The organism is Vibrio sp. 10N.286.46.A8 (assembly GCF_041470165.1).
Lineage (GTDB): Bacteria > Pseudomonadota > Gammaproteobacteria > Enterobacterales > Vibrionaceae > Vibrio > Vibrio tasmaniensis_A.
The window spans coordinates 16,936-37,668 of sequence record NZ_JBFRLX010000043.1 but is presented as its reverse complement, the minus strand read 5'-3'; the positions used below and the strand labels follow the sequence as shown (position 1 = coordinate 37,668).

At 43.5% G+C, this 20,733-nt stretch carries 17 protein-coding genes; 6 read left to right on the top strand and 11 right to left on the bottom strand.

The genetic code is table 11. The features are described 5' to 3' along the window. The 6 genes from AB4232_RS05770 to AB4232_RS05745 form a co-directional block, all read left to right on the top strand. A partial coding sequence (locus tag AB4232_RS05770; protein ID WP_372086559.1) for an SH3 domain-containing protein occupies positions 1-656 on the top strand: 656 nt, incomplete at its 5' end. A gap of 568 nt (positions 657-1,224) precedes the next feature. Beyond that, entirely contained in the window at positions 1,225-1,965 is a 741-nt protein-coding gene (locus AB4232_RS05765) for an SDR family oxidoreductase (protein WP_009845468.1), read from the top strand. Between the two features lie 26 nt (positions 1,966-1,991). Then, complete coding sequence (locus tag AB4232_RS05760; RefSeq protein ID WP_135381542.1) at positions 1,992-3,203, top strand: acetyl-CoA C-acetyltransferase; 1,212 nt, start codon at positions 1,992-1,994, stop codon at positions 3,201-3,203. Between the two features lie 132 nt (positions 3,204-3,335). Then, positions 3,336-3,683: a phasin family protein gene (locus AB4232_RS05755; protein WP_372086557.1), complete on the top strand. Its 348-nt coding sequence runs from the start codon at positions 3,336-3,338 to the stop codon at positions 3,681-3,683. Between the two features lie 73 nt (positions 3,684-3,756). Beyond that, complete coding sequence (gene phaC, locus AB4232_RS05750; protein ID WP_372086555.1) at positions 3,757-5,568, top strand: class I poly(R)-hydroxyalkanoic acid synthase; 1,812 nt, start codon at positions 3,757-3,759, stop codon at positions 5,566-5,568. 259 nt (positions 5,569-5,827) lie between these two features. Then, entirely contained in the window at positions 5,828-6,790 is a 963-nt protein-coding gene (locus AB4232_RS05745; protein ID WP_372086553.1) for a DUF2860 domain-containing protein, read from the top strand. Between the two features lie 181 nt (positions 6,791-6,971). Here the strand turns inward: AB4232_RS05745 and AB4232_RS05740 are convergent, their stop codons facing one another. The 11 genes from AB4232_RS05740 to AB4232_RS05690 form a co-directional block, all read right to left on the bottom strand. Continuing rightward, complete coding sequence (locus AB4232_RS05740) at positions 6,972-8,279, bottom strand: HAMP domain-containing sensor histidine kinase (RefSeq protein ID WP_135381545.1); 1,308 nt, start codon at positions 8,277-8,279, stop codon at positions 6,972-6,974. Between the two features lie 2 nt (positions 8,280-8,281). Beyond that, entirely contained in the window at positions 8,282-8,962 is a 681-nt protein-coding gene (locus AB4232_RS05735) for a response regulator transcription factor (protein ID WP_135381546.1), read from the bottom strand. Then, on the bottom strand, positions 8,952-12,107 hold the full coding sequence (locus AB4232_RS05730; RefSeq protein WP_135381569.1) for an efflux RND transporter permease subunit: 3,156 nt from the start codon (positions 12,105-12,107) through the stop codon (positions 8,952-8,954). Before AB4232_RS05730 ends, AB4232_RS05735 begins: the two co-directional genes overlap by 11 nt. Beyond that, positions 12,097-13,323 (bottom strand): efflux RND transporter periplasmic adaptor subunit, encoded by a 1,227-nt coding sequence (locus AB4232_RS05725; RefSeq protein WP_135381547.1) that lies wholly within the window; start codon positions 13,321-13,323, stop codon positions 12,097-12,099. The genes AB4232_RS05730 and AB4232_RS05725 overlap by 11 nt, the downstream gene beginning before the upstream one ends. A gap of 1 nt (position 13,324) precedes the next feature. Beyond that, entirely contained in the window at positions 13,325-14,533 is a 1,209-nt protein-coding gene (locus tag AB4232_RS05720) for a TolC family protein (protein WP_009845459.1), read from the bottom strand. 400 nt (positions 14,534-14,933) lie between these two features. Continuing rightward, positions 14,934-16,133, bottom strand: coding sequence for an HD-GYP domain-containing protein (locus AB4232_RS05715; protein ID WP_122047503.1), 1,200 nt, complete (start codon positions 16,131-16,133; stop codon positions 14,934-14,936). Positions 16,134-16,584: 451 nt separating this feature from the next. Continuing rightward, positions 16,585-16,722: a TIGR02808 family protein gene (locus AB4232_RS05710; RefSeq protein ID WP_009845457.1), complete on the bottom strand. Its 138-nt coding sequence runs from the start codon at positions 16,720-16,722 to the stop codon at positions 16,585-16,587. A gap of 11 nt (positions 16,723-16,733) precedes the next feature. After that, positions 16,734-17,315, bottom strand: coding sequence for a NapC/NirT family cytochrome c (locus AB4232_RS05705; protein WP_009845456.1), 582 nt, complete (start codon positions 17,313-17,315; stop codon positions 16,734-16,736). A gap of 29 nt (positions 17,316-17,344) precedes the next feature. Beyond that, positions 17,345-17,806: a nitrate reductase cytochrome c-type subunit gene (locus AB4232_RS05700; protein WP_009845455.1), complete on the bottom strand. Its 462-nt coding sequence runs from the start codon at positions 17,804-17,806 to the stop codon at positions 17,345-17,347. Between the two features lie 125 nt (positions 17,807-17,931). Then, a complete protein-coding gene (gene napA, locus AB4232_RS05695; RefSeq protein WP_135381549.1) occupies positions 17,932-20,421 on the bottom strand; it encodes a periplasmic nitrate reductase subunit alpha in 2,490 nt (829 codons plus the stop codon). After that, entirely contained in the window at positions 20,418-20,723 is a 306-nt protein-coding gene (locus AB4232_RS05690) for a chaperone NapD (RefSeq protein WP_009845453.1), read from the bottom strand. The genes napA and AB4232_RS05690 overlap by 4 nt, the downstream gene beginning before the upstream one ends. Positions 20,724-20,733 lie beyond the last annotated feature (10 nt).

The following is a 20,733-nucleotide window of genomic DNA, read 5'->3' as shown; positions in this document are numbered from 1 at the left end:
TCGCTTTACTTGTGTTATTAATATTGGGAGGAGGAGGGGCAGCATACTACTTCTTCGTCATGAAAAAAGACCCCACTCCGCCAGAGAAAACGGAAGAGCCGGCTGTTGAAGTCGCGGCGCAGTCTGAATCTGACCTTGCATCCCTCACTACTCGTGAGCCTGAGCCAGAACAGACTGAGTTCTACGTTTTAGATAGAAAACTTAAAGTAGTCGAGCAGCCCGAAATTGATGGTTTGATAACCGACTATCTTTATAAGGGTGAAAAGATCGAACTACTAGAGAAGCAAGGCGAATGGGCTCGTATCTCTGACTATATTGTTTTAAAGGAAGGCGGGCCACAGACGGCGGAATGGATTTCAATGTCTGGGCTATCTAGTGATGAAGTGATTATCTCTGAGCAAGAAAACAGAGAGATACTAGATTCATACTTATCTAAATCCGATGATCTGAAGCTCCATCAAGAGAAGTTCCGCAACACGGTAGCTAAACTTATCTCTGAAGGGGAGTGCGACCCAAGTGATTTTGAAGAGTTAGGCGGTTGGGTTAAATCAGTTAAATACAGTAACCGAGATGTTTATTTTATTTATTGTGGTGGGTTGTCTCTTGAAAACAAAATTTATCTAGATGTAAATACTAATGAAACATTCACGAAGTAGGAGCCGATTCCCATTTAATATGGGTATTCGTCACTGACTTTTAATTACTCTATTTTTCCAAGATATTAACTAAAGCCTACTCATAGATTGAGTGGGCTTTTTTATGCTACCTATAATGCTGGCTTTTTCTATTTACCCTGTAATTCATATTGAATCTTATATATAACCATCATTAAATATTTATTAATGGGTAATAAGGTCTTTCCTATTATTCTCATGATCAATCGTTTCAAATTCCCACATTGCATTCTTCTTGAAACAAGCTAGGAAGTGTTGGTTTATCTCGAATTAACAAAGGCTTACCTGCTTGCTGATAAAGTCGAAAGTAAGTAAAGCTTATTTATTTCAGTGTCTTACGATGATTTACATGTGTTTAACATTTCACTAGAACTGTAAGGCAAGTCACGTTTTTAATCATAAGCCAAAATTATTTTCGATTTGTAATAATACTTTTTGATTTTGAGTTGTAGGGTTTAATTAAAGCAAAACGTAAAGTTTAATTATCAACTAAGACATTATCTTATTAACATCATTGTTATTTAATTGCTTGTAAGGGATGGAATCATTAATGAAAAAGCTTGCTTTAATTACAGGGTCAAAAGGCGGTATCGGCTCAGCAATTTCCTCTAAGTTAGTTGCAGACGGCTATCGTGTTATCGCGACTTATTTTACTGGAAATTACCAATGCGCATTGGAATGGTTTAATGAAAAACAATTTACTGAAGATCAAGTGAGATTGTTTGAATTAGATGTTACCAATACTGCGGAATGTGCGCTGAGCTTAAGCAAGTTGTTAGAAGAAGAAGGCACGGTGGATGTGTTAGTCAATAACGCAGGTATTACACGTGATAGCGTCTTTAAAAAGATGGATGCCGAAGCGTGGAAAGACGTGATTGAAACGAACTTAAACAGCCTTTTCAACGTGACTCAACCTCTGTTCGCTCCTATGTGTGAAAAGGGTAACTGCCGAGTCATCAACATCTCTTCCGTCAATGGTCTTAAAGGTCAATTCGGACAAACTAACTACTCAGCAGCGAAAGCCGGGATGATTGGTTTTTCAAAAGCGCTTGCCGCTGAAGGCGCTAGGAGTGGTGTGACGGTAAATGTTGTTGCCCCTGGTTACACAGGCACGCCTATGGTTGAACAAATGAAACCTGAAGTCCTTGATTCTATAAAGAATCAAATCCCAATGAAACGTTTAGCGACGCCTGTTGAAATTGCCGATGCAGTTGGCTTTTTAGCGAGTGAGTCTGGGGCGTACATTACAGGCGAAACATTGTCAGTGAATGGCGGCTTGTACATGCACTAATTGGCGAAACTGAAGGGATTGGAATGATGGAAAAAGTATTTATTGTTGCGGCCAAGCGCACTCCTATTGGTGCATTCACCGGGTCGCTAAAAAACGTATCTGCGGGCGAGTTGGCTGGCGTTGCGATCAAAGGCGCGTTGGAGTCCGTAGATCTTTCGTTGGATGCGATTGATGAAGTGATCGTTGGTAATGTGATTTCGGCAGGTCAAGGTATGGGGGTTGCTCGTCAGGCTTCCATCTATGCAGGGTTACCTGAGGAAACACCTGCATACGGTGTGAACATGATCTGCGGCAGCGGTATGAAATCGGTGATGGATGCGGCGGCTCACATCAAAGCACAAGATGCTGAAATCGTTATTGCAGCGGGTGTTGAAGTGATGTCTCAAATCCCTTTTATTGTGCCACCGAGTATTCGCAACGGACACAAGATGGGTGACATCTCGATGAAAGACTTGTTGGTGGGTGATGGGTTAACCGATGCGTTCAATCACTACCACATGGGCATGACGGCTGAAAATATCGCCAACACGTTAAATATTTCGCGCCTAGCTCAAGATAACTATGCCCTAGAAAGCCAACAGAAAGCAGTTGCTGCGATTGAAGCGGGTAAGTTCAACGAGCAAATCGTGCCTGTAGAAGTTAAGCAACGCAGACAAACTGTCACTTTTGATACCGATGAGTATCCGAAGTCAGATGCGACATTCGAAGCTCTACAAAAGCTTCGTCCAGCTTTCGACCGAGAAGGAACGGTCACCGCTGGTAATGCGTCAGGCATCAATGATGGTGCGAGTGCAATCATCTTAGCGTCTGAGTCGGCGGTAGCGAAATATGGCCTGACACCTTTAGTGGAACTGAGCAGCTACGCGCAATCTGGTTTAGATCCCAAAATCATGGGGTTAGGCCCAGTAGAAGCGGTATCTAAAGCGCTTGATAAAGCGAATCTCACTCTCGAAGAAATAGATTTGTTTGAATTGAATGAAGCGTTTGCAGCACAAGCCCTTGGCGTAATGTACCAATTGTCAGAGCAGCATGATTTGCCGCTTGATGCGTTCAAGCCAAAGGTCAATGTGAATGGTGGTGCAATCGCGCTTGGTCACCCTCTAGGTGCGTCTGGCAATCGAATTATTGTTTCACTCATCCATGAAATGCTTGAACAGAAAACGACTTATGGCGTTGCTTCGCTCTGTGTGGGTGGAGGAATGGGAACCGCTGTTTTGCTAAAAGGTATTGAAGGTTAGAGCCTAAGGTATCGGTAGCAAGCTTAAAAACATCGGATCAGCTTTTCAAAGCATCGCGAGCTCATAGATGAATGTTGGCTGAAACGATGATTATACAAATTTATTAAACTATGTATTCATCAGGAGTTACTTATGTACACGGATATTTTCAAAACAATTACTGACCAAACAGAAAAGCAATTTGAACCGTACTTAAAGTTCAACAAGTTGGTTGCTAAGAACATTCAAACGATGACAGAACTGCAAATGAATGCGATGCAGACTTATACGGATATGGGTCTTTCTCAAATGAAGGCAGTAAGCGCAATCAAAGACGTAAACAGCCTGACCGCTTTCAATAGTCAACAACTCACGGCATTAACTCAACTGTCTCAGCAAATGATGAGTGACAGTTCGAAACTGCAAGCGGCTGCCAAAGAATTCAAAGACGATGTTGAAACACTAACAACTGAAAACTTGAAAACAGTCACACCTGCATAAATTTAATCGCCATCGAATGAGGCAGTTTTACTGTGACATTCGGTGGCGATTTTCCGATTATTGGAGTCATGTTATGTTTCAACACTTCTTTTCGGACTACCTTGTTAAACTTCAACAAACAAACCAGCAATGGTGGGATAACTTTGAACAAAACAAGGAAGCCGCGCAATCTCCCCTAAATCAAGCGATGCAAGAATTGAATTTTGATGATGCATCAAAAATCTTCGAGCAAGCCGCCAACCAACCCGCCGTCCTGCTTCAGCTGCAATCTCAATGGTGGGAACAGCAACTGCAAATCTGGCAAAACGCAGCACTGATGGGCAACACTGAAAGTGTCATCTCAGAAGATCGCAGTGATAAGCGCTTTATCGATGATGCATGGAAGAACGACCCTTTCTATAGCTTCATCAAGCAATCCTATTTGTTATTCAGTAAAAGCTACATCGACACCATCAATTCTATCGAAGGCATCGACGAGAAAACCAAAGAGCGTGTGGCGTTCTTTTCTCGTCAGGCAATCAATGCTCTCTCTCCAAGCAACTTTATTGCAACGAATCCAGAGTTGATGAAACTGACGCTTGAGCGAAATGGTGAAAACCTTCTCGATGGGTTAGAGCAGTTACAAGCAGACGTTGAAGCAAGCGCCGATATACTCAAGATCCGCATGACCAACAACAATGCTTTTCGATTAGGTGTGGATGTTGCTAACACCGAAGGTGATGTTGTCTTTCAAAACGAGTTGTTTGAACTGATTCAATATTACCCCAAGACGCCGCAGGTCAATGCGACGCCTCTGCTGATCGTCCCGCCATTCATCAACAAGTACTACATTCTTGACCTTCGTGAGAAGAACTCAATGGTGCGCTGGTTACTTGAGCAAGGACATAGCGTATTCATGATGTCTTGGCGCAACCCAGGTGAAGCGCAGAAGGACACTGAGTTTGGTGACTATGTCACGGAAGGCGTGGTTAAAGCCGTTGCTGCGATTGAAAACATCACAGGCAAAGAACAAATCAATGCGGCAGGTTATTGTATTGGCGGCACGGTACTCGCATCTACGGTGGCTTACTACGCTGCGAAGCGCATGAAAAAGCGCATCAAAACAGCGACCTTTTTTACCACCTTGTTGGATTTCTCGCAGCCGGGTGAGGTGGGCGCGTACATCAATGAGACAATCATCAATGCGATTGAGAAGCAGAACGATGGCAAGGGCTATATGGATGGTCGCTCATTGAGCGTGACGTTCAGTTTGCTTCGTGAAAACAGTCTGTACTGGAACTACTACATTGATAACTACCTCAAAGGCAGCAGCCCGATGGAGTTTGATCTTCTGTACTGGAACAGTGACAGCACGAACGTAGCGGCCAAGTGTCATAACTTCTTGTTGCGAGAGCTTTATCTTGAAAACAAACTGGTTCAAGACAAAGGCGTGAAAGTGGGCGGTGTTTGGATTGATCTGAATAAGATCAAAATACCAAGCTACTTCATTTCGACCAAAGAAGACCATATTGCGTTGTGGCAGGGGACTTACCGTGGTGCATTGAACACTGATGGCAACAAGACGTTTGTTCTGGGCGAGTCTGGTCATATCGCAGGCATTGTTAACCATCCAGAGAAAAAGAAATACGGCTACTGGTTGAACGACAACTTAGACGACTCTGCTGACGAATGGCTAAACAACGCAAGTCACAACGAAGGCTCATGGTGGACACACTGGGATCAATGGTTACAAGGCTTTGAAGCTGACGAGAAAGTCGAACCTTTCAATCAAGGTTCCGAGCTTCACCCTGTGATTGGCAAGGCACCGGGTAACTATGTAAAACAGGTACTTCCTATCGTCGATAAAGAAGTCGTTGATGTACAGGCTCCGAAAAGCGACGCTTAGATTGTTTAACGTGAGTGGTTGATACCTATTTCTGCTAGGGTATCAGCCACTTATATCAGAGGTGCACTTATCAAACGCATCAATACCCAAACGCCCACTACCAATTTAGGTGTAACAATACAAATAGTCGTAAAAAAAACGGCCGTCTCGAGTTGTTGCATATGCCGTCAGTATGCTCCCACAATGAAGTATCTCTATTCACCCCAAATTTACCTTCGAGTTGGCAAACTATTCGCTACTTTCATAAGGAGAAGTAGCGATGAATTACCGCATGTTAATGACTCTAGGGGTTTTGTTTAGTGCAAATGTATTGGCTGAACTTGATGAACCAGGCTGGGGAGGCGAAGTTGGAGTATTGGTCGGCTTTGGTAGTGAAACCGATGACTCAGAGGCTGTAAAAAAAGGCAGCTTGAACAGCAAGGGAGAATCGGATTCGAGTGCGCTTGTTGTACCACTGGGACAGTTGCGCTACACGTTTGGTTCAGATAGCGACCAGCAGGTTTTTATGGGGACCTCACGTGGCGATATCATTGAAGGTGTTTTTGCTTTTGAATTTGGCTACGCACTGGAATATGGCAACGAATCGGTTGTATCGTTCTCTTACCTTCCAACAATCGCAAATGGTGAAGTATGGGAAGACCCGTTTATAGCCAATACTGCGAGGACTAAAACCGACATCTCTGGTGATACCTTTCGCGTACAACTCGACAACTTATTAGATATTGGTTTATCGGGTGATTTCGCTGTCTACAAGCAAGACATTAAAAATGACAAATCGGGCGTTCACCTAGGAGTGCCAACAGGTGTACTCCAACGTGACGCTAAAGGCTATTATGCAAGCCTATCTATGGAGATGCCTGTTAGTGAGAGCTCTTTTATCGAACCATCGTTGTCTTATCAAAAACATCTTGCAGACGGTGAAGCAGTTTCTTTCTCTCATTACTCTGGCTCGTTGACCTACATAATGATGGTGGATGATCATGCATTCTCGGTCAATGCAGATTACAGTCACCGCTCATATGATGCATCCAATCCAGTATTCAAGAAAACACGTGAAGACAATGGATATAGCGCAACGCTTGGCTATGAATATATGGACGTTATGGGTTGGGAAGACTGGGGATTCAACGCATTAGCGGGTTATTCTAGTAACAATTCCAATATCGCATTCTATGATACCAGCGGATATTTGATGAGTATTGGTGTTAGCTATCACTTTTAAGTAATTGACTACTTAATCACGATGAGTAGAGGGCTAGCATATTTGTTAGCCCTTTTTACTGTTTACTTTTTCGGCTAGAGGCTGCGACTGAATATGAGTGATGAAGCTTAAATTCAGTCAATGGCGACCAAAAATGTCCGGTCGGATCGCCATGAAGCTTGGTCATTCAACTTAAACGAAGTTAAGTATTGGTATTTGATTTTTCTTCGACCGGCAAATGAAGCCGAGCCAACAAGCCTCCCTCTATTTCCTCTGCTTCAAGGTGCCATCCTAGCTTCTTACATATTTTCTCGGTTAAATCCTGCCCAAGGCCAAAGCTATCTTGAAATGGCAGATCAAGTTCCTGTGTGTTTATATTCTTGATGACTATGCTGTTTTCTTCGAAATAGATATGGATAGTGCCGCTATGTGTGTATTGGAAAGCGTTACGAATGAGGTTACCAACGACAATTTTGATTGGAGTCTCTGGAAGTTCCACTGTTGGGGCATGAAGGTAATTGCGGATGATGTCGATCTCTTCACCTTGAATTAAATACTCCAACTCTTCTATCAAATTATCTAACAAAGCGACTACCGAAACTAAGCTCTGATTCGGTGGCGTTTCACTCTTTCGGACTAGCCAGAGCATGGTTTCGGTAATTTGCTGCATGTTGCTGCTCGCGCGGTCGATACGATTGATCGGGCGCTGTAAATCTGAGGGCAGGGAGATGCGCTCTAAGATCTCCATATTTGCTCGTATGATTGCAATAGGCGTTCTCAATTCGTGACTAGCATGAGATAGAAAACGTTGTTCTCTTTCTACCAAATGCGCATTCTTACTGAGTGCCTTTTCTAGATAAAGCGCAACTCGATTGTATTCACTGAATTTAAAGTTGGGAGCGGGGTTCGCCAATAGGTCGTTGGACGCGCTTTCTGACCATTCGACGAGTTGTTCGGTTTTTTTTCCTACTCGGTAACTGTAGAGCCAAAGCGCTAATACAATAAAAAATATATAGCCAAGAGCAATATAGATAATAAGGTTGAAGCGATGATCGAACCACACATCTATTGTGTCGCCAATTAGGCGGTAGTCGTACCGAGCGACTCCGAATACCAATCGTCCGTCTTCGAGAGCAAAACGGTAGACACCAAAGACAGCCTCTTTCTTGATGTCGTTGGTAACCGTTTCATCAACGAAGACGACAGTGAACTCATCATTAACAAATGTCACATCCCGAAGTACGTCTTTACCATCGACCTTTATGTTAGGCAATTGGTCATAATAAAATGACACTACGTAAGATTTAGGTAGTTTGGCTTCTGGATTTATAAGGCGTACTTCGTTAAAGCTCAACCATTCACTGGCGAGTCGCATTTTTACTGAATCTTCTATTCCATATTCAAAGTGACGGATTAAAAGTTCTCCGAATAGTAAGGCTGTCAGAAGTGACAAGCCCAAGAAAAAGGTAGTAAGGTGACCTCGTATTGGGAAGCTCTTTTTCATGCTCATGGTTACCCTTTGATCCTCAGACCTTGGCCAACGACGGTTTCAATCAACTTAGATTCAAAAGGCTTATCGATTTTTTGTCTCAGTTGATAAACCTGCACTTTTATGTTGTTACTTTCTGGTGCGTCATTTGGCCATAAACACTCCTCTATTTCTCTACGAGTAACCACTTGTGGACTTCGGCGCATGAGGAGTTCTAAAAGCATTAGGTTGAGTCGATTTAAGTCCAAGACTTGCTCTGATCTTGATACTTGCTGGCTTTCTAGGTCATAGACTAAGTCACCTTGTATTAACCTTTTTTGTTGGCTACTCCTTCGCTTAGAGAGCGCCTTGATACGTAAGGCGAGCTCTTTCATTGCAAATGGCTTGATTAAGTAGTCATCGGTGCCTGCATTGAAGCCAGCTTCTTTGTCTTGCAGCGTATCTTTTGCCGTCAGCATCAAAATAGGCGTATCGTCACCGTCGTCGCGAAGTCTTTCACAGACAGTAAAACCATCTATTTTGGGTAACATTAGGTCAAGGATAATAACGTCATAGTAGTTTTGTTTTGCGAGTGTAAAACCGCTTAACCCATTGTAAGCATGATCGCATTTGATGTTTTCAAATTCGAGAAACTCTGCAACTGAAGCGGCGAGTTCCTTGTCATCTTCAACTAGTAACACGTTGATAGATAAGTTAGATTTCATTTTTCTTAACCCCAGTAAAAGAAGCGGATCGTTGGGTGGTTATGTTGTGAAACAACTGCTTGATATCTCGCTGAACCATTAGCAATACGGGTACCAAAAGAAGTGTTATTACCGTTGCGAATAAGATTCCATACCCCATTGACGTAGCTGCTGGTATTAAAAACTGAGCTTGAGGAGAGGTTTCTGACAGTAAGGGCACTAAGCCAAAATACGTGGTTGCAGAAGTCAGCACAATAGCCCTTAAGCGTCCTGTTCCTGATTCAATTAACGCCTCGTATACGGTATCACCGCTCATTATTTTGGTATTAAAGCGTGAGATAAGTAAGAGGCTATCATTCACGACGACCCCGGTTAATGCAAGCATTCCAAACAGAGAAAGTATACTGATGGGTATCCCTTGGATTAAGTGTCCCATCAAGGCGCCCACAATACCAAATGGAATTGTGCACATGATCAGCAGTGGCTGGAAATATGAGTTGAGTGGTATTGCAAGCAATGCGTAGATGCCGATAAGAGCGATAGCAAACACGCTATACAGTGAATTAGATATTTGTTCCTGCTCTTGTTGCTGTCCAGAAAGGACAATGTTTAGGTCACGATACTTATTCTGTAATCTTTTAAACAGGTCGCTATCTAGCTTATCAATGATCTCTTCTGGAGAGGCGATAGTTTTATCAACATCAGCTGTTATCACATTGACTCTGTTACGATTCATTCGTTCAATGTTTTTGGACACGTATCGAGTCGATATATTGGCTACCGCATTGAGTGGTACTAACTTACCATTGCTCAAGCGAATTTGTGCGTATTTGAGATTATCCAGTGTTTGTCGTTTTGCCCGTGGATACTGAATTTTGACCTTTATTTCATGCGAACCTTCTTGAAATTGCTGCACTTCATAACCTTGATAGGCCATGTTGAGTTGTTGTAAGAGATTCGATGTAGTAAGCCCCATCGTTAACCCCATTTCGTTAACTTTAATATCAACTTGGGCTTGTGTATTCGCGAGGCTACTTTTTATGCCATGCACACCTTGTACATTATTGAGATGATCAGTCAGTTCAAGAGTTGCGTTGCTGATCGTTGCTTCATTTTGACTTCTTAATTCTATGCTTATTGCTTTATCGCTGATCATATCGGCTAAGAAATTGGCGCTGTCTATGCCTTCAAGTGTTGGGACCATGGATTGCCATTCTTTAGCGATTGCACCCGCGCTGATTGGGCGTTGAGTGTTGCTCGAAAGGCCAACAATGATTTGCGAACTGTTATTGGTGGTTTCTACCAATACACTTTGGATTGGTGGTACAGACAGCGCATATTGCTTCACCAACGAATCATTCAATGATGCCGCCATTTGTTCAACTTTAAGTGTTTCACGTTGTACTAATCCGTAGCCAGTATCATCTTCGAATGCGAGCTCGATCGTGATGAAGTTAGTAGAAATCTCTGGGAAAAATACCGACTTAAGTTTGCCAGTTATTAGCGAACCGCCAACTAGAATACACAGGGAAAAAAAGCCAAAAATTACAGCATAACGGTAGCGTATAGCCAGTTGTAAACAGGGTTTGTAGAGATGCCAAGTGATGTATTTGAAACCACGTAGAACACGCTGTTGAATATAGTGCCATACGGCAGGAATACCCCATGCTGAAGTCGGTTCCATTTTGACTCGGGCAAGGTGAGCTGGGAGAATTAATTTGGACTCAATGAGTGAGAAAATCAGACAGAAAGTTGCAGCCATGGCAAATTGCGCAAAGATCTTACCGAGTTCCCCTTCGATTAAGCTGAGAGACATAAAAGCGACGATGGTCGTCAACACACCAAATGTGGTTGGTGTTGCCACTTTTTGCGCGCCAGCGATGGTTGACTCAACGGAAGCTCCGTGTTTCTCTCTTTGTTCGTAAATACTTTCACCAATGACGACGGCATCATCAACGACAATTCCGAGGGCCATGATGAAGCCAAAGGTGGTTAATTCATTAAGGGTGAGCCCAAAGAAAGAATCGCCCATAAGGACCATTGCACCGGCAAACGTAACAGGTAGGCCAACGGCAACCCAGAAAGCCACACGTATGTTTAAGAGCAGTGCCAATAAAATAACAACGAGAGCGATACCTTGAGCACTGTTCTTAAGTAGCAAAGATAAACGGTTTTTAATCGGCTCACTTTGATCATTCCATTGGGTCAGGTGGATACCGTTCGGCAGAGTCAATTGGTAAGCATCAACGATGGATTTGGTCTCTTTGGCTAGCTGGTTGATGTTTGATTGACCATACATTTTCACCTTTAATCCCACTGATGGATGGCCGTTATAACGAGTAATGATGCCGTCGTCGTCAAATCCTAATTCAATATGTGCCACGTCGGACAAGAGTATGGTTTGCCCTGTTGCTGTGCGTTTAATTGGCAGCGAAGCGAACTCTTTCGCGCTTCGGTGTTGCTGGTCCGCTTTAAGAACTAACGTCCCTTGAGAACCTTTGAGCTGGCCGGCCGTTTGGGTTAATGATTCTGCTCTAATTTGGCTGACAATTTGCTCCATCGTGAGACTGAAAGCTTGCAATTTTGCCTCGTCAATTTCAATCGAGACCTGCTGAGATTTTCGGCCAATGTAATCAACCTTTTGTATCAAAGGAGAGTTTAGGAGCTTGTGTCGTAACTCGTCTAAATAACGCTGTAATGCACCGATAGGCACGTCACCAAACAGGTTAATTGAAACTACCTCTTCAAGGTCGGCTTGACGCGTGATCACTGGTTTTTTTGCTTCACTAGGTAAATCGCCAATAGCATCAACCACACTTTTTACATCTTGTTGCAGTTTGTCGAGTGAATAGCCACTCGACTTAGTGATGGTTACCGTTGCACCGTCACTATTTGAACTGCTGTGTATCTGTTTGATGCCTTCTACACCTAACAATGAATCTTCTATTTTTATCGCAATGCTTTCTTCAGCCGAGCGGGCTGAGCCACTTTGATATTCGACACTTACCGTAATATTGGTTGGGGGGAGTGAGGGGAAGCTTTCTACCCGTGATTGGATAACCGAAAAACCGCCCGCGACTATGATCAAAACCATTAAAAGATTTGCAGCAACAGGATTGTGAACAAACCATGCGATAACGCCTTGAGTTTTTAGGTTATTGTCCATCATTCACCTCTTTAAGTGATTTGTCCCCAGAGGCAGGAGTCGGGAGGCTCCGATTTAATGCGAGTTTGTCCGTGTCGTCAGCCTGAGAGCTATCCGAAAGTGCTAATACTTGCATTCCCTCCACGTAGCTGGACAACGGCTTTACAACCAAAGTGATGTGTTGATTTAGGTTGCCCTGTTTAAAACCAATCGCATCGATATCTTGAAACAGTGATTGAGTCTTGTGACGATGAAGTTGACCTTCTTTGACGTACCAAATATTGCCGTCTGCAGTAATGGAAGAGGATGAAACTACAAAACTATCTGAGTAGCTCTTACCTTGAATGACAACTTTAACAAAGCTCCCGATCAGTAAAGGCTCTGGCTGTTGAAGAGGGGAGTCTATTTTTAATATGAGGTTACGCATACGTGTTGATTGTTCCACGAGCAGTGAAAGGTGACTCGCCCGTGCTGCCCATTGTTGCCCTGAATCTGAATTTGATGCTGACTGAATTGTCACCGACAGTGCACTCAAATCGGAGGGGAGCTGTTGCCAGTCGCGTTCTGTGAGCTGAAGATGTACTTCAGCAGTTTCTATGGATTTGATCTGTCCCAACGAGGTTCCGGATGCAACAACACTGCCTGTGGTGACGTTGCTTTGGCTGACAATGGCATCAAAAGGAGCATGGATACTCGTGTTATTTAGTTGTTGCTTAGCATCTTCAACTGCTTGTTGTGCGGCGTTTAATCGTGCCTTTGCTGCTTTAAACTGAGGTTCTCGCAAAGCGAGGGGGCTCGGTGCCTCTTCTATACCTGAAGTTTTCCATTCTTTTTGAGCACGTTGATGTTTGCGTTGTTCTTGGAAAAATGAAAGTTGTGCGTTAGCTAGTTCTTTTTCTGCGTTAGCCAGTAGTACTTGGTAACTGGAATCGTCAATGTGAAATAGCAGATCACCTTTAGAGATTTGTTCACCTAGTTGAAATTTTTTTGCTTTTGAAAGAATCACTCCTGAAACCTGGCTCGTGAGCGTTAAAGTTTCTTCTGGAATTACCTGCCCGTAACCTTCAATGGTAGAGCGGTGTTGCCCGGCAGCAATGTCGACTGTGGTGACTTTGATATATTGTCGAGGCTGAGCTTCCAGCGCTAACGTTGTTTCTTCGGGGATTGACTTCATGATGTACATCGCGGTGGCAATGATACTGAGCAAGCCCAAAGCCGTAACAAGTATCTGTTTCATTTTAAACCCCCATTCCTAATGCTAACCCTAAGGTAATTCTGTTTGAGAGCCGAGTACGCTGAGTATTAAGCAACTGGATTTTAGATTGGTAAATAGATTGTTGGGCGATAAGCAGTGCCAAAACGTCACTGGCTCCTTCCTGATAAAGGTTTTGATAGTTTTTCATACTAGCCTTGGAGAATGTAAAAGCATCTCGATAATGCTGTTCTTGTTGTTTGAGGTAGAACTCTTTGTCTAGTGCATTTCCTACCTCATTGATGGCAACCAATAGTTTCTTTTGGTAATCAACAAAGCTCTCTTCTGCTTGAAGCTGAGCTATTTTTGCTTGGGTTTGTAGTGATGATTGGTCAAGAAGAGGTGCGCTGATCCCCCCAACGAGATTCCACAGGGAAGGATTGTCGATAAGCTGGTTTGGTGTTGAACCGCTACGATAAACAGAGGCAGACAGCGTGAATTTAGGCAGTAGATCTTTGTAAGCAACTGCCGCGCTTTTGTCGGCGGCGAGCACTTGCTGATAAGCGGCAAGGAGGTCAGGACGTGATCCAATCATTTCTCCGGGAAGACGTAATGGCGGAGCTTCAACTTCTGGGATCGTGAAAATCATTCGGTTAAGCTGGGTGTCGCTCTTACCTCGTAAGGTATTAAGGCCTCTGATTGCGATAAGCTGATCTTGTTCTTTAGCCGCTAAACTCGCTCTTACTCTGGATGTTGCAGCACGAGCGGTGTCGAGGTCTGCTTGTTCTTTAAACCCATCGAGCACTTGCTCTAGTACAATATTCTCAGTGTTTGAAAGGCTTTGTAGCCAGCGTTGTTCAACCCCGATCACTCTTGCTCTGTAAGCAACATCAAGCCACGCCTCTATTACGCGAGCCGCGAGAGAGTTTTGTGCGTAAGCATAGTCGAGTTGTGTTGCCTGTTGTTTCGCGTTAGCTGCGCTTGCTGAGTCAGCTAAGCGTCCCCAAACATCAAACTCCCAACTTAAATTCAAAGACAGTTTGTGACTGTTCTGAATTTGACTTGTTTTTTGTCTAGAGGCTTGAAAGTCTGTATTTAAAGAAGGTTGAAGGTATTGATCACTTTGAGCCGCTAATAGTTCAGCTTGCTTCAAGCGAAGTGCAGTTTTATGTAGGTCGTGGTTATTGGTGAGGGCTTCTTGAACCAGATCGGCGAGAGCTTGATTGTTGAACAGCGAGAGCAATTGTGTCGACATCGTAGTGTTTACGTATCGTTGAGAGCTTTCCCATTGCTCGGGAATCTGGGTTGTATTGTTCAAACTGGCTTGCGGCGTTGGTGATAGAGAAGCGCAACCCGTGAGATAGGTCAGACTACCCAGTAGTAATAACGCGGATAGGGGGTGGTGTGTGTTCATGCTGTCTTACTCTAAGGTATTTATCTATAGATATACCTAACAGCGAGTAAATTGGAGGTGAAATGAGTGTTTGGTTATTGATTAAAATTGGATATGGATATGGGCTAGTAAAGGGTTTATGAAAGAACTTCTGAAAAAATAAAAGCCACTGAAATCAGTGGCTTTCTAGACTTGTCCGTTTTATCTAATCAGGCCATACATGGAATGTGCTGACCTCATACCCCTCGAATAGCAGGCTCTATTAAAAGAAAGGGGTGACATCAATTTCAGCCTTCGTAGGAGAAATTGCTTTTACAATCGTATGCCAGCTGTGTTTTAAATCCACATACTTGACGTCAATGAAACGTTTATTCTTTCGTGAATAGAAGCACTTAACGACAGGCTCAACAGGAGCATCATCATTCGATGACCATACGATTCCAAGATGGCCATTGCTCAGCTCAACGATGGCCCCAATAGGGAAAATACCAATGCAATTAATAAATTTGTACACCAATTGCCGGTCTAAGTGATTAGGTGTCATACCTAACATTATTTTAAACGCTTCCGCTGGGCTCATTCCACGTTTGTAGCAACGGTCAGCCGTCAATGCGTCATAGATATCGACGATACAAGCCATTCGGCCGTGCTGCGGAATTTGCTCGCCACTCAATCCATTAGGGTAACCTGTACCATCTAACTTTTCATGGTGCATTAAACATACATCACGGCTAATTTGACTTAAGCCTTCGATTTTTTTGATGATAGGTTTAGCAAATACTTGGTGTTGCTTGATGTGAGCGAATTCCTCCTCGGTTAAACGAGAAGGCTTGTGCAAAACATTATCATCGATATGCACTTTACCGACATCATGAATAATCCCACCAATAGCCAATGGCTTTAATCGGTCTTTGCCAAAACCCAAATGCTTGCCAAATGTGACCAAAAGTGTGGCGACATTAACGGAATGTTCAAGCAAATAGGCATCTTTCTTACGTAATGCAGAAACACATTGCAAGGCATCTGAATTGATCAGTGCTGATTCAATCAGCTCATCCGCCCAACCATCCAGTTCATCCGAAACAAACGTATGCGAATCAAATGTTGCCGTAATAATTTTCTGAGCAAGACCGCGCGCTTCTTGGATGATTCGCTCTGCATTTTTTTGTCTTACTTCTCGAGAGACCAATTTACTTGGAGAATTTTTACTGCTCTTTTGTTGTTCCTCACTCGTTTCGTCATCAGGAACGGGGTGAAATTTACAACCTTTAGCAGAGAGCTTCTTGTCAACCCAGACATACTTAATGCCTTTATTAACTAATGTATCAATTCCTTTTTTTGAAGACACGCGTCCAGCGTTAGATAAATAAACACGCTCACTTTTCTGAATTGATGTAACAAACATTCCCACAACCAATGTGTTTATGGAAATTTTTACTGAGTCTTTAAGGTCGAACTGCATTAAATTCAATTAAGTGTTGTCAAAAACAGTGTGATTCTAATCCAATTTCGCGACGAATCTAGTCAAATTGTTGATTTATTTACTCAAAACACCTGAAATTAATCGTGAAACACGTGAAATCAATAGCAAAACACATGAAATTAAAAACAAAAGGCCGAAATGTCACAGAGTTATGCTTCGATCTTAGCGATATTGTTTACAACGGTTAAGTGGCAGTGGTGTAGTAATAAGCGTTCTTTTCTAATCGAAGTGTCTATCTAAAGGGCTCTGTAGAAAGGTACTTTGTATTGTGGATGTGACTTAAGAGGTGAGGTAGGGAGGTTGCCACCTATTAATAAAAAGATAAAACGTTAGATATTAAAAAAGCCACTGAAATCAGTGGCTTTTTAGAGTCAACCCATATCAGAATGGATTAAAATTAGCTGATAAAAGTTGACGTACTCTTCGATTTCTAATCGATTTCTTTGTCTTTAGTCATAGATAAAAGCCAAAGAGATACGGCTGCAACACCTGCAAAGCCACCAAGAATGATAACTGGCATAGCGCTGTAACCTAGGATGTGCCAAATTACGTTCTCTAAAGTACTCATTCAATCGCTCCTTATTGCCAGCCTTCAACGCCGTGCATGTCTGGTAGTTTGTGTGCGATACCTTTGTGACAGTCTACACACGTTTTTTCACCAGAAGCTAGCGCTGTCGAGTGTTGTTTCGCACTACGAGGGCTCTGCTCTGAGAAGTCCATGTAATCGAACTGGTGACAGTTACGACACTCAAGTGAATCATTCTTTTTCAATCGAGCCCATTCGCGTTCTGCTAAGTGAGCACGACGTGCTTTGAACTTTTCTTCAGTATTGATGGTTTTCGCAATAAAGTGTGCGTATAGCTCTTTAGAAGCCTGAACCTTACGAACAATTTTATCTGTCCACTCATGAGGTACGTGACAGTCTGAACAGATAGCACGAACACCAGAACGGTTAGAGTAGTGAATTGTTTCTTGGATTTCAGCAACGATAGGTGCGTGACAACCAGAACAGAACTCTTCCGTATTGGTTGCTTCCATACCCGTGTTGAATGCACCCCAGAACAAAAGACCACCCGAGAAACCCAAGAACAAAACAACGCCTACCGCTGCTTTACTTGGTGTCGCGAGTCTTTTCCAAAACGCTTTAAGTAATTTTATCATATATAGCCTCTCTTACAGTCCGGCTACGATTAACGCAGTGAATCTACAGGTTTGAACTCGTTCTCAACTAGCGGTTTAGCATTAGCTTGAGGTACGTGACACTGTAGACAGAAGTAACGACGAGGTGAAACATCAGCAAGTACCGCATCTTCGCGGTTCATGTAGTGAGTTACACTCACTTTAGTTGCACCCATTTCTTTTGCGTTTTTCCAGCTATGACAAGCAAGACACTTGTTAGCGTTAAGAGACACTTCATAGCTACGAATAGTATGAGGTACTAAAGGTGGTTGGTATACGTAGTCACTCTCAAGTACTTGGTCACGAGGAAACTTTTTGAAGTCATCTGCTGCGCGAGTTGCTTCAAGTTCACTTGCACCACGTAGAGATTCTACGCCACCAATGCCGCCTGGGTTATCCAGCTCAGCTTGAGCTTGAACTGCACCAGCTAGCAAAAGACCAGCTGATAGTAGGGCAGTAATCAGTTTTTTCATGGTTAATTTCTCCGCCTAAAGGCTAATTCTTTGAGTGGACTACTTCCTTCAAAAAGTGATGAAAAAAGTAGTCGCAATATTAAATACGTTAGATCTTGTATCTAGGTTCGAAAAGCGCTTGGCTCTTAAGAAACCTTAGTGATCTTAACTGGACACTTCTTGTAATCCGTCTGCTTAGACAGAGGATCCGTTGCATCCAAGATCAACTTGTTGATCAGAATTCTTGCATCAAAGAATGGTACGAATACCAAGCCTTGTGGTGGACGGTTACGACCACGAGTTTCAACACGAACGCGTACTTCACCACGTTTGTTTTCGATAAGAACTTCATCACCACGGCGAAGGCCACGAGCTTTAGCATCAGCAGGGTGGATGTAACAAAGTGCATCCGGTACTGCTTTGTAAAGTTCTGGTACACGACGAGTCATAGTACCTGTGTGCCAGTGCTCAAGAACACGACCTGTACATAGCCACATGTCGTATTCGTCGCTTGGTACTTCTGGTGGCGCTTCGTAAGGAGCATTGATGATAAGAGCTTTACCATCTGGCTTACCGTAGAAATCCCAACCAGAACCTTTCTTAGCGTATGGATCTGAACCTTCTTTAAAGCGCCACAGTGTTTCTTTACCGTCAACAACAGGCCAACGTAGGCCGCGGACTTTGTGGTAAGTGTCGTAAGGTGCTAAATCGTGACCGTGGTCGCGACCAAAGGCTGCGTATTCTTCGAATAGACCTTTTTGAACGTAGAAACCTTGAGCTTGAGCATCGTCGTTAAGCTCTTGTGCTTCAGACAGTGGGAATGCATCAACGTTGCCGTTTTTGTACAGCACGTCGTACATCGTTTTACCACGATACTCAGGTGCTTTAGCTAGAAGCTCTTCGCCCCAAACTTCTTCAACAGTGAAGCGTTTAGAGAACTCCATGATTTGCCATAGGTCAGACTTTGCTTCACCTACGGTTTTAACTTGTTGGTACCATGCTTGTGTACGACGCTCAGCGTTACCGTAAGCACCTTCTTTTTCAATCCACATTGCTGTTGGAAGGATAAGGTCAGAAGCTTGAGCTGTTGCTGTTGGGTACGGGTCAGAACATACAATGAAGTTGTCTGGGTTACGGTAACCTGGTAGACGTTCAGTGTTGATGTTTGGACCAGCTTGCATGTTGTTGTTACACATTACCCAGTACGCGTTGATCGTACCATCTTTTAACGCACGGTCTTGCGCAACAGCGTGTTTACCCGGTTTAGGTGGGATAGTGCCTTCTGGAAGCTTCCAGATGTCTTCTGCAATCTTACGGTGTTTAGGGTTAGCAACCACCATATCTGCCGGTAGACGGTGAGAGAACGTACCTACTTCACGAGCTGTACCACATGCAGATGGTTGGCCAGTAAGTGAGAATGGGCTGTTACCTGGAGTAGAAATCTTACCTGTAAGAAGGTGGATGTTGTACACAAGGCTGTTCATCCATACACCACGAGTATGTTGGTTCATACCCATAGTCCAAAGTGACATTACTTTGATGTTTGGATCTGCGTATTGCTTAGCCAGCTTGATAAGGTCATCTTGAGATACACCTGACATTTCAGATGCTTTTTCAACGGTGTATTCAGCAACAGAAGCTTTGTAGTCTTCGAAGCTGATATCAGTCATTTTACCTGAGTTAGGGTTCGCAGCGGCTTTCTGTAGTGGATCATCGTCACGAAGGCCGTAACCGATGTCTGTCGTTGCTTGCTTGAAGTTCGTGTGTTTGTTCACGAATTCCCAGTTGACCGCATCGTTTTGAATGATGTAGTTAGCGATGAAGTTAGCAATCGCAAGATCTGATTGAGGTTCGAAGATGTAACCTGTGTCTGCAAGCTCGAAAGAACGGTGGTAGTAAGTAGACAGTACGTTTACTTTAACGTGTGGGTGGCTTAGACGACGGTCTGTAATACGAGTCCATAGTACTGGGTGCATTTCTGCCATGTTTGAACCCCACAGTACGAATGCATCTGCGTGTTCAAAGTCATCGTAACAACCCATTGGCTCATCGATACCGAAAGTACGCATGAATGCACCTACCGCAGATGCCATACAGTGACGAGCATTTGGATCGATGTTGTTTGAACGGAAGCCCGCTTTCATCAGCTTAACCGCTGCGTAGCCTTCCATTACTGTCCACTGGCCTGAACCGAACATACCAACGCCTGTTGGACCGTTCTTCTTCAGAGCGGCTTTCCATTTCTCAGCCATTACGTCGAAAGCTTTGTCCCAAGATACTGGTGCAAAATCACCATCCTTGTGGAACTCACCATCTTTCATACGAAGAAGAGGTTGTTCAAGACGGTCTTTACCGTACATGATTTTTGAAAGGAAGTAGCCTTTAATACAGTTAAGGCCTTTGTTTACCGGTGCTTCTGGATCGCCTTGAGTCGCGACCACTTTACCGTTTTGAGTACCAACTAGTACCGAACAGCCCGTACCACAAAAACGACAAGGCGCTTTATCCCACGTGATTTTTGTTTGATCAGAGCTAGCAATCAGGTTGGTTGCTGTTGCTGGTAGAGTTACACCTGCAACGGCTGCCGCTGATGCAGCTGCGTTTGCTTTCACAAACGCGCGTCTTGTCATTTTCATACTTCACCCTCAAGTTGAGAATTGTTGCTTCCAGTTTCTAAATCCGTTTCGTCTAGTCCAGTCTCGATTTGGTGGTAAACCAAAGCTGTCCCTAAAACGTTCGTAATATTATTAATTTCTTCGATGGTGTCCGTAACAAAACCTTGGTTCTCGGTTTCTAGGACCACGATGATTTTGCCTTCAGGGCTACTGCCGTAGATTTCCGCATTATCGTATTGCTCGATTTGTGCTTTGATCTCGTCTAGATGCTCTGGGCTCACATGCACGACTAAACTTGATATATGCACTTCATTTAGTGCCATAAATTGCTCT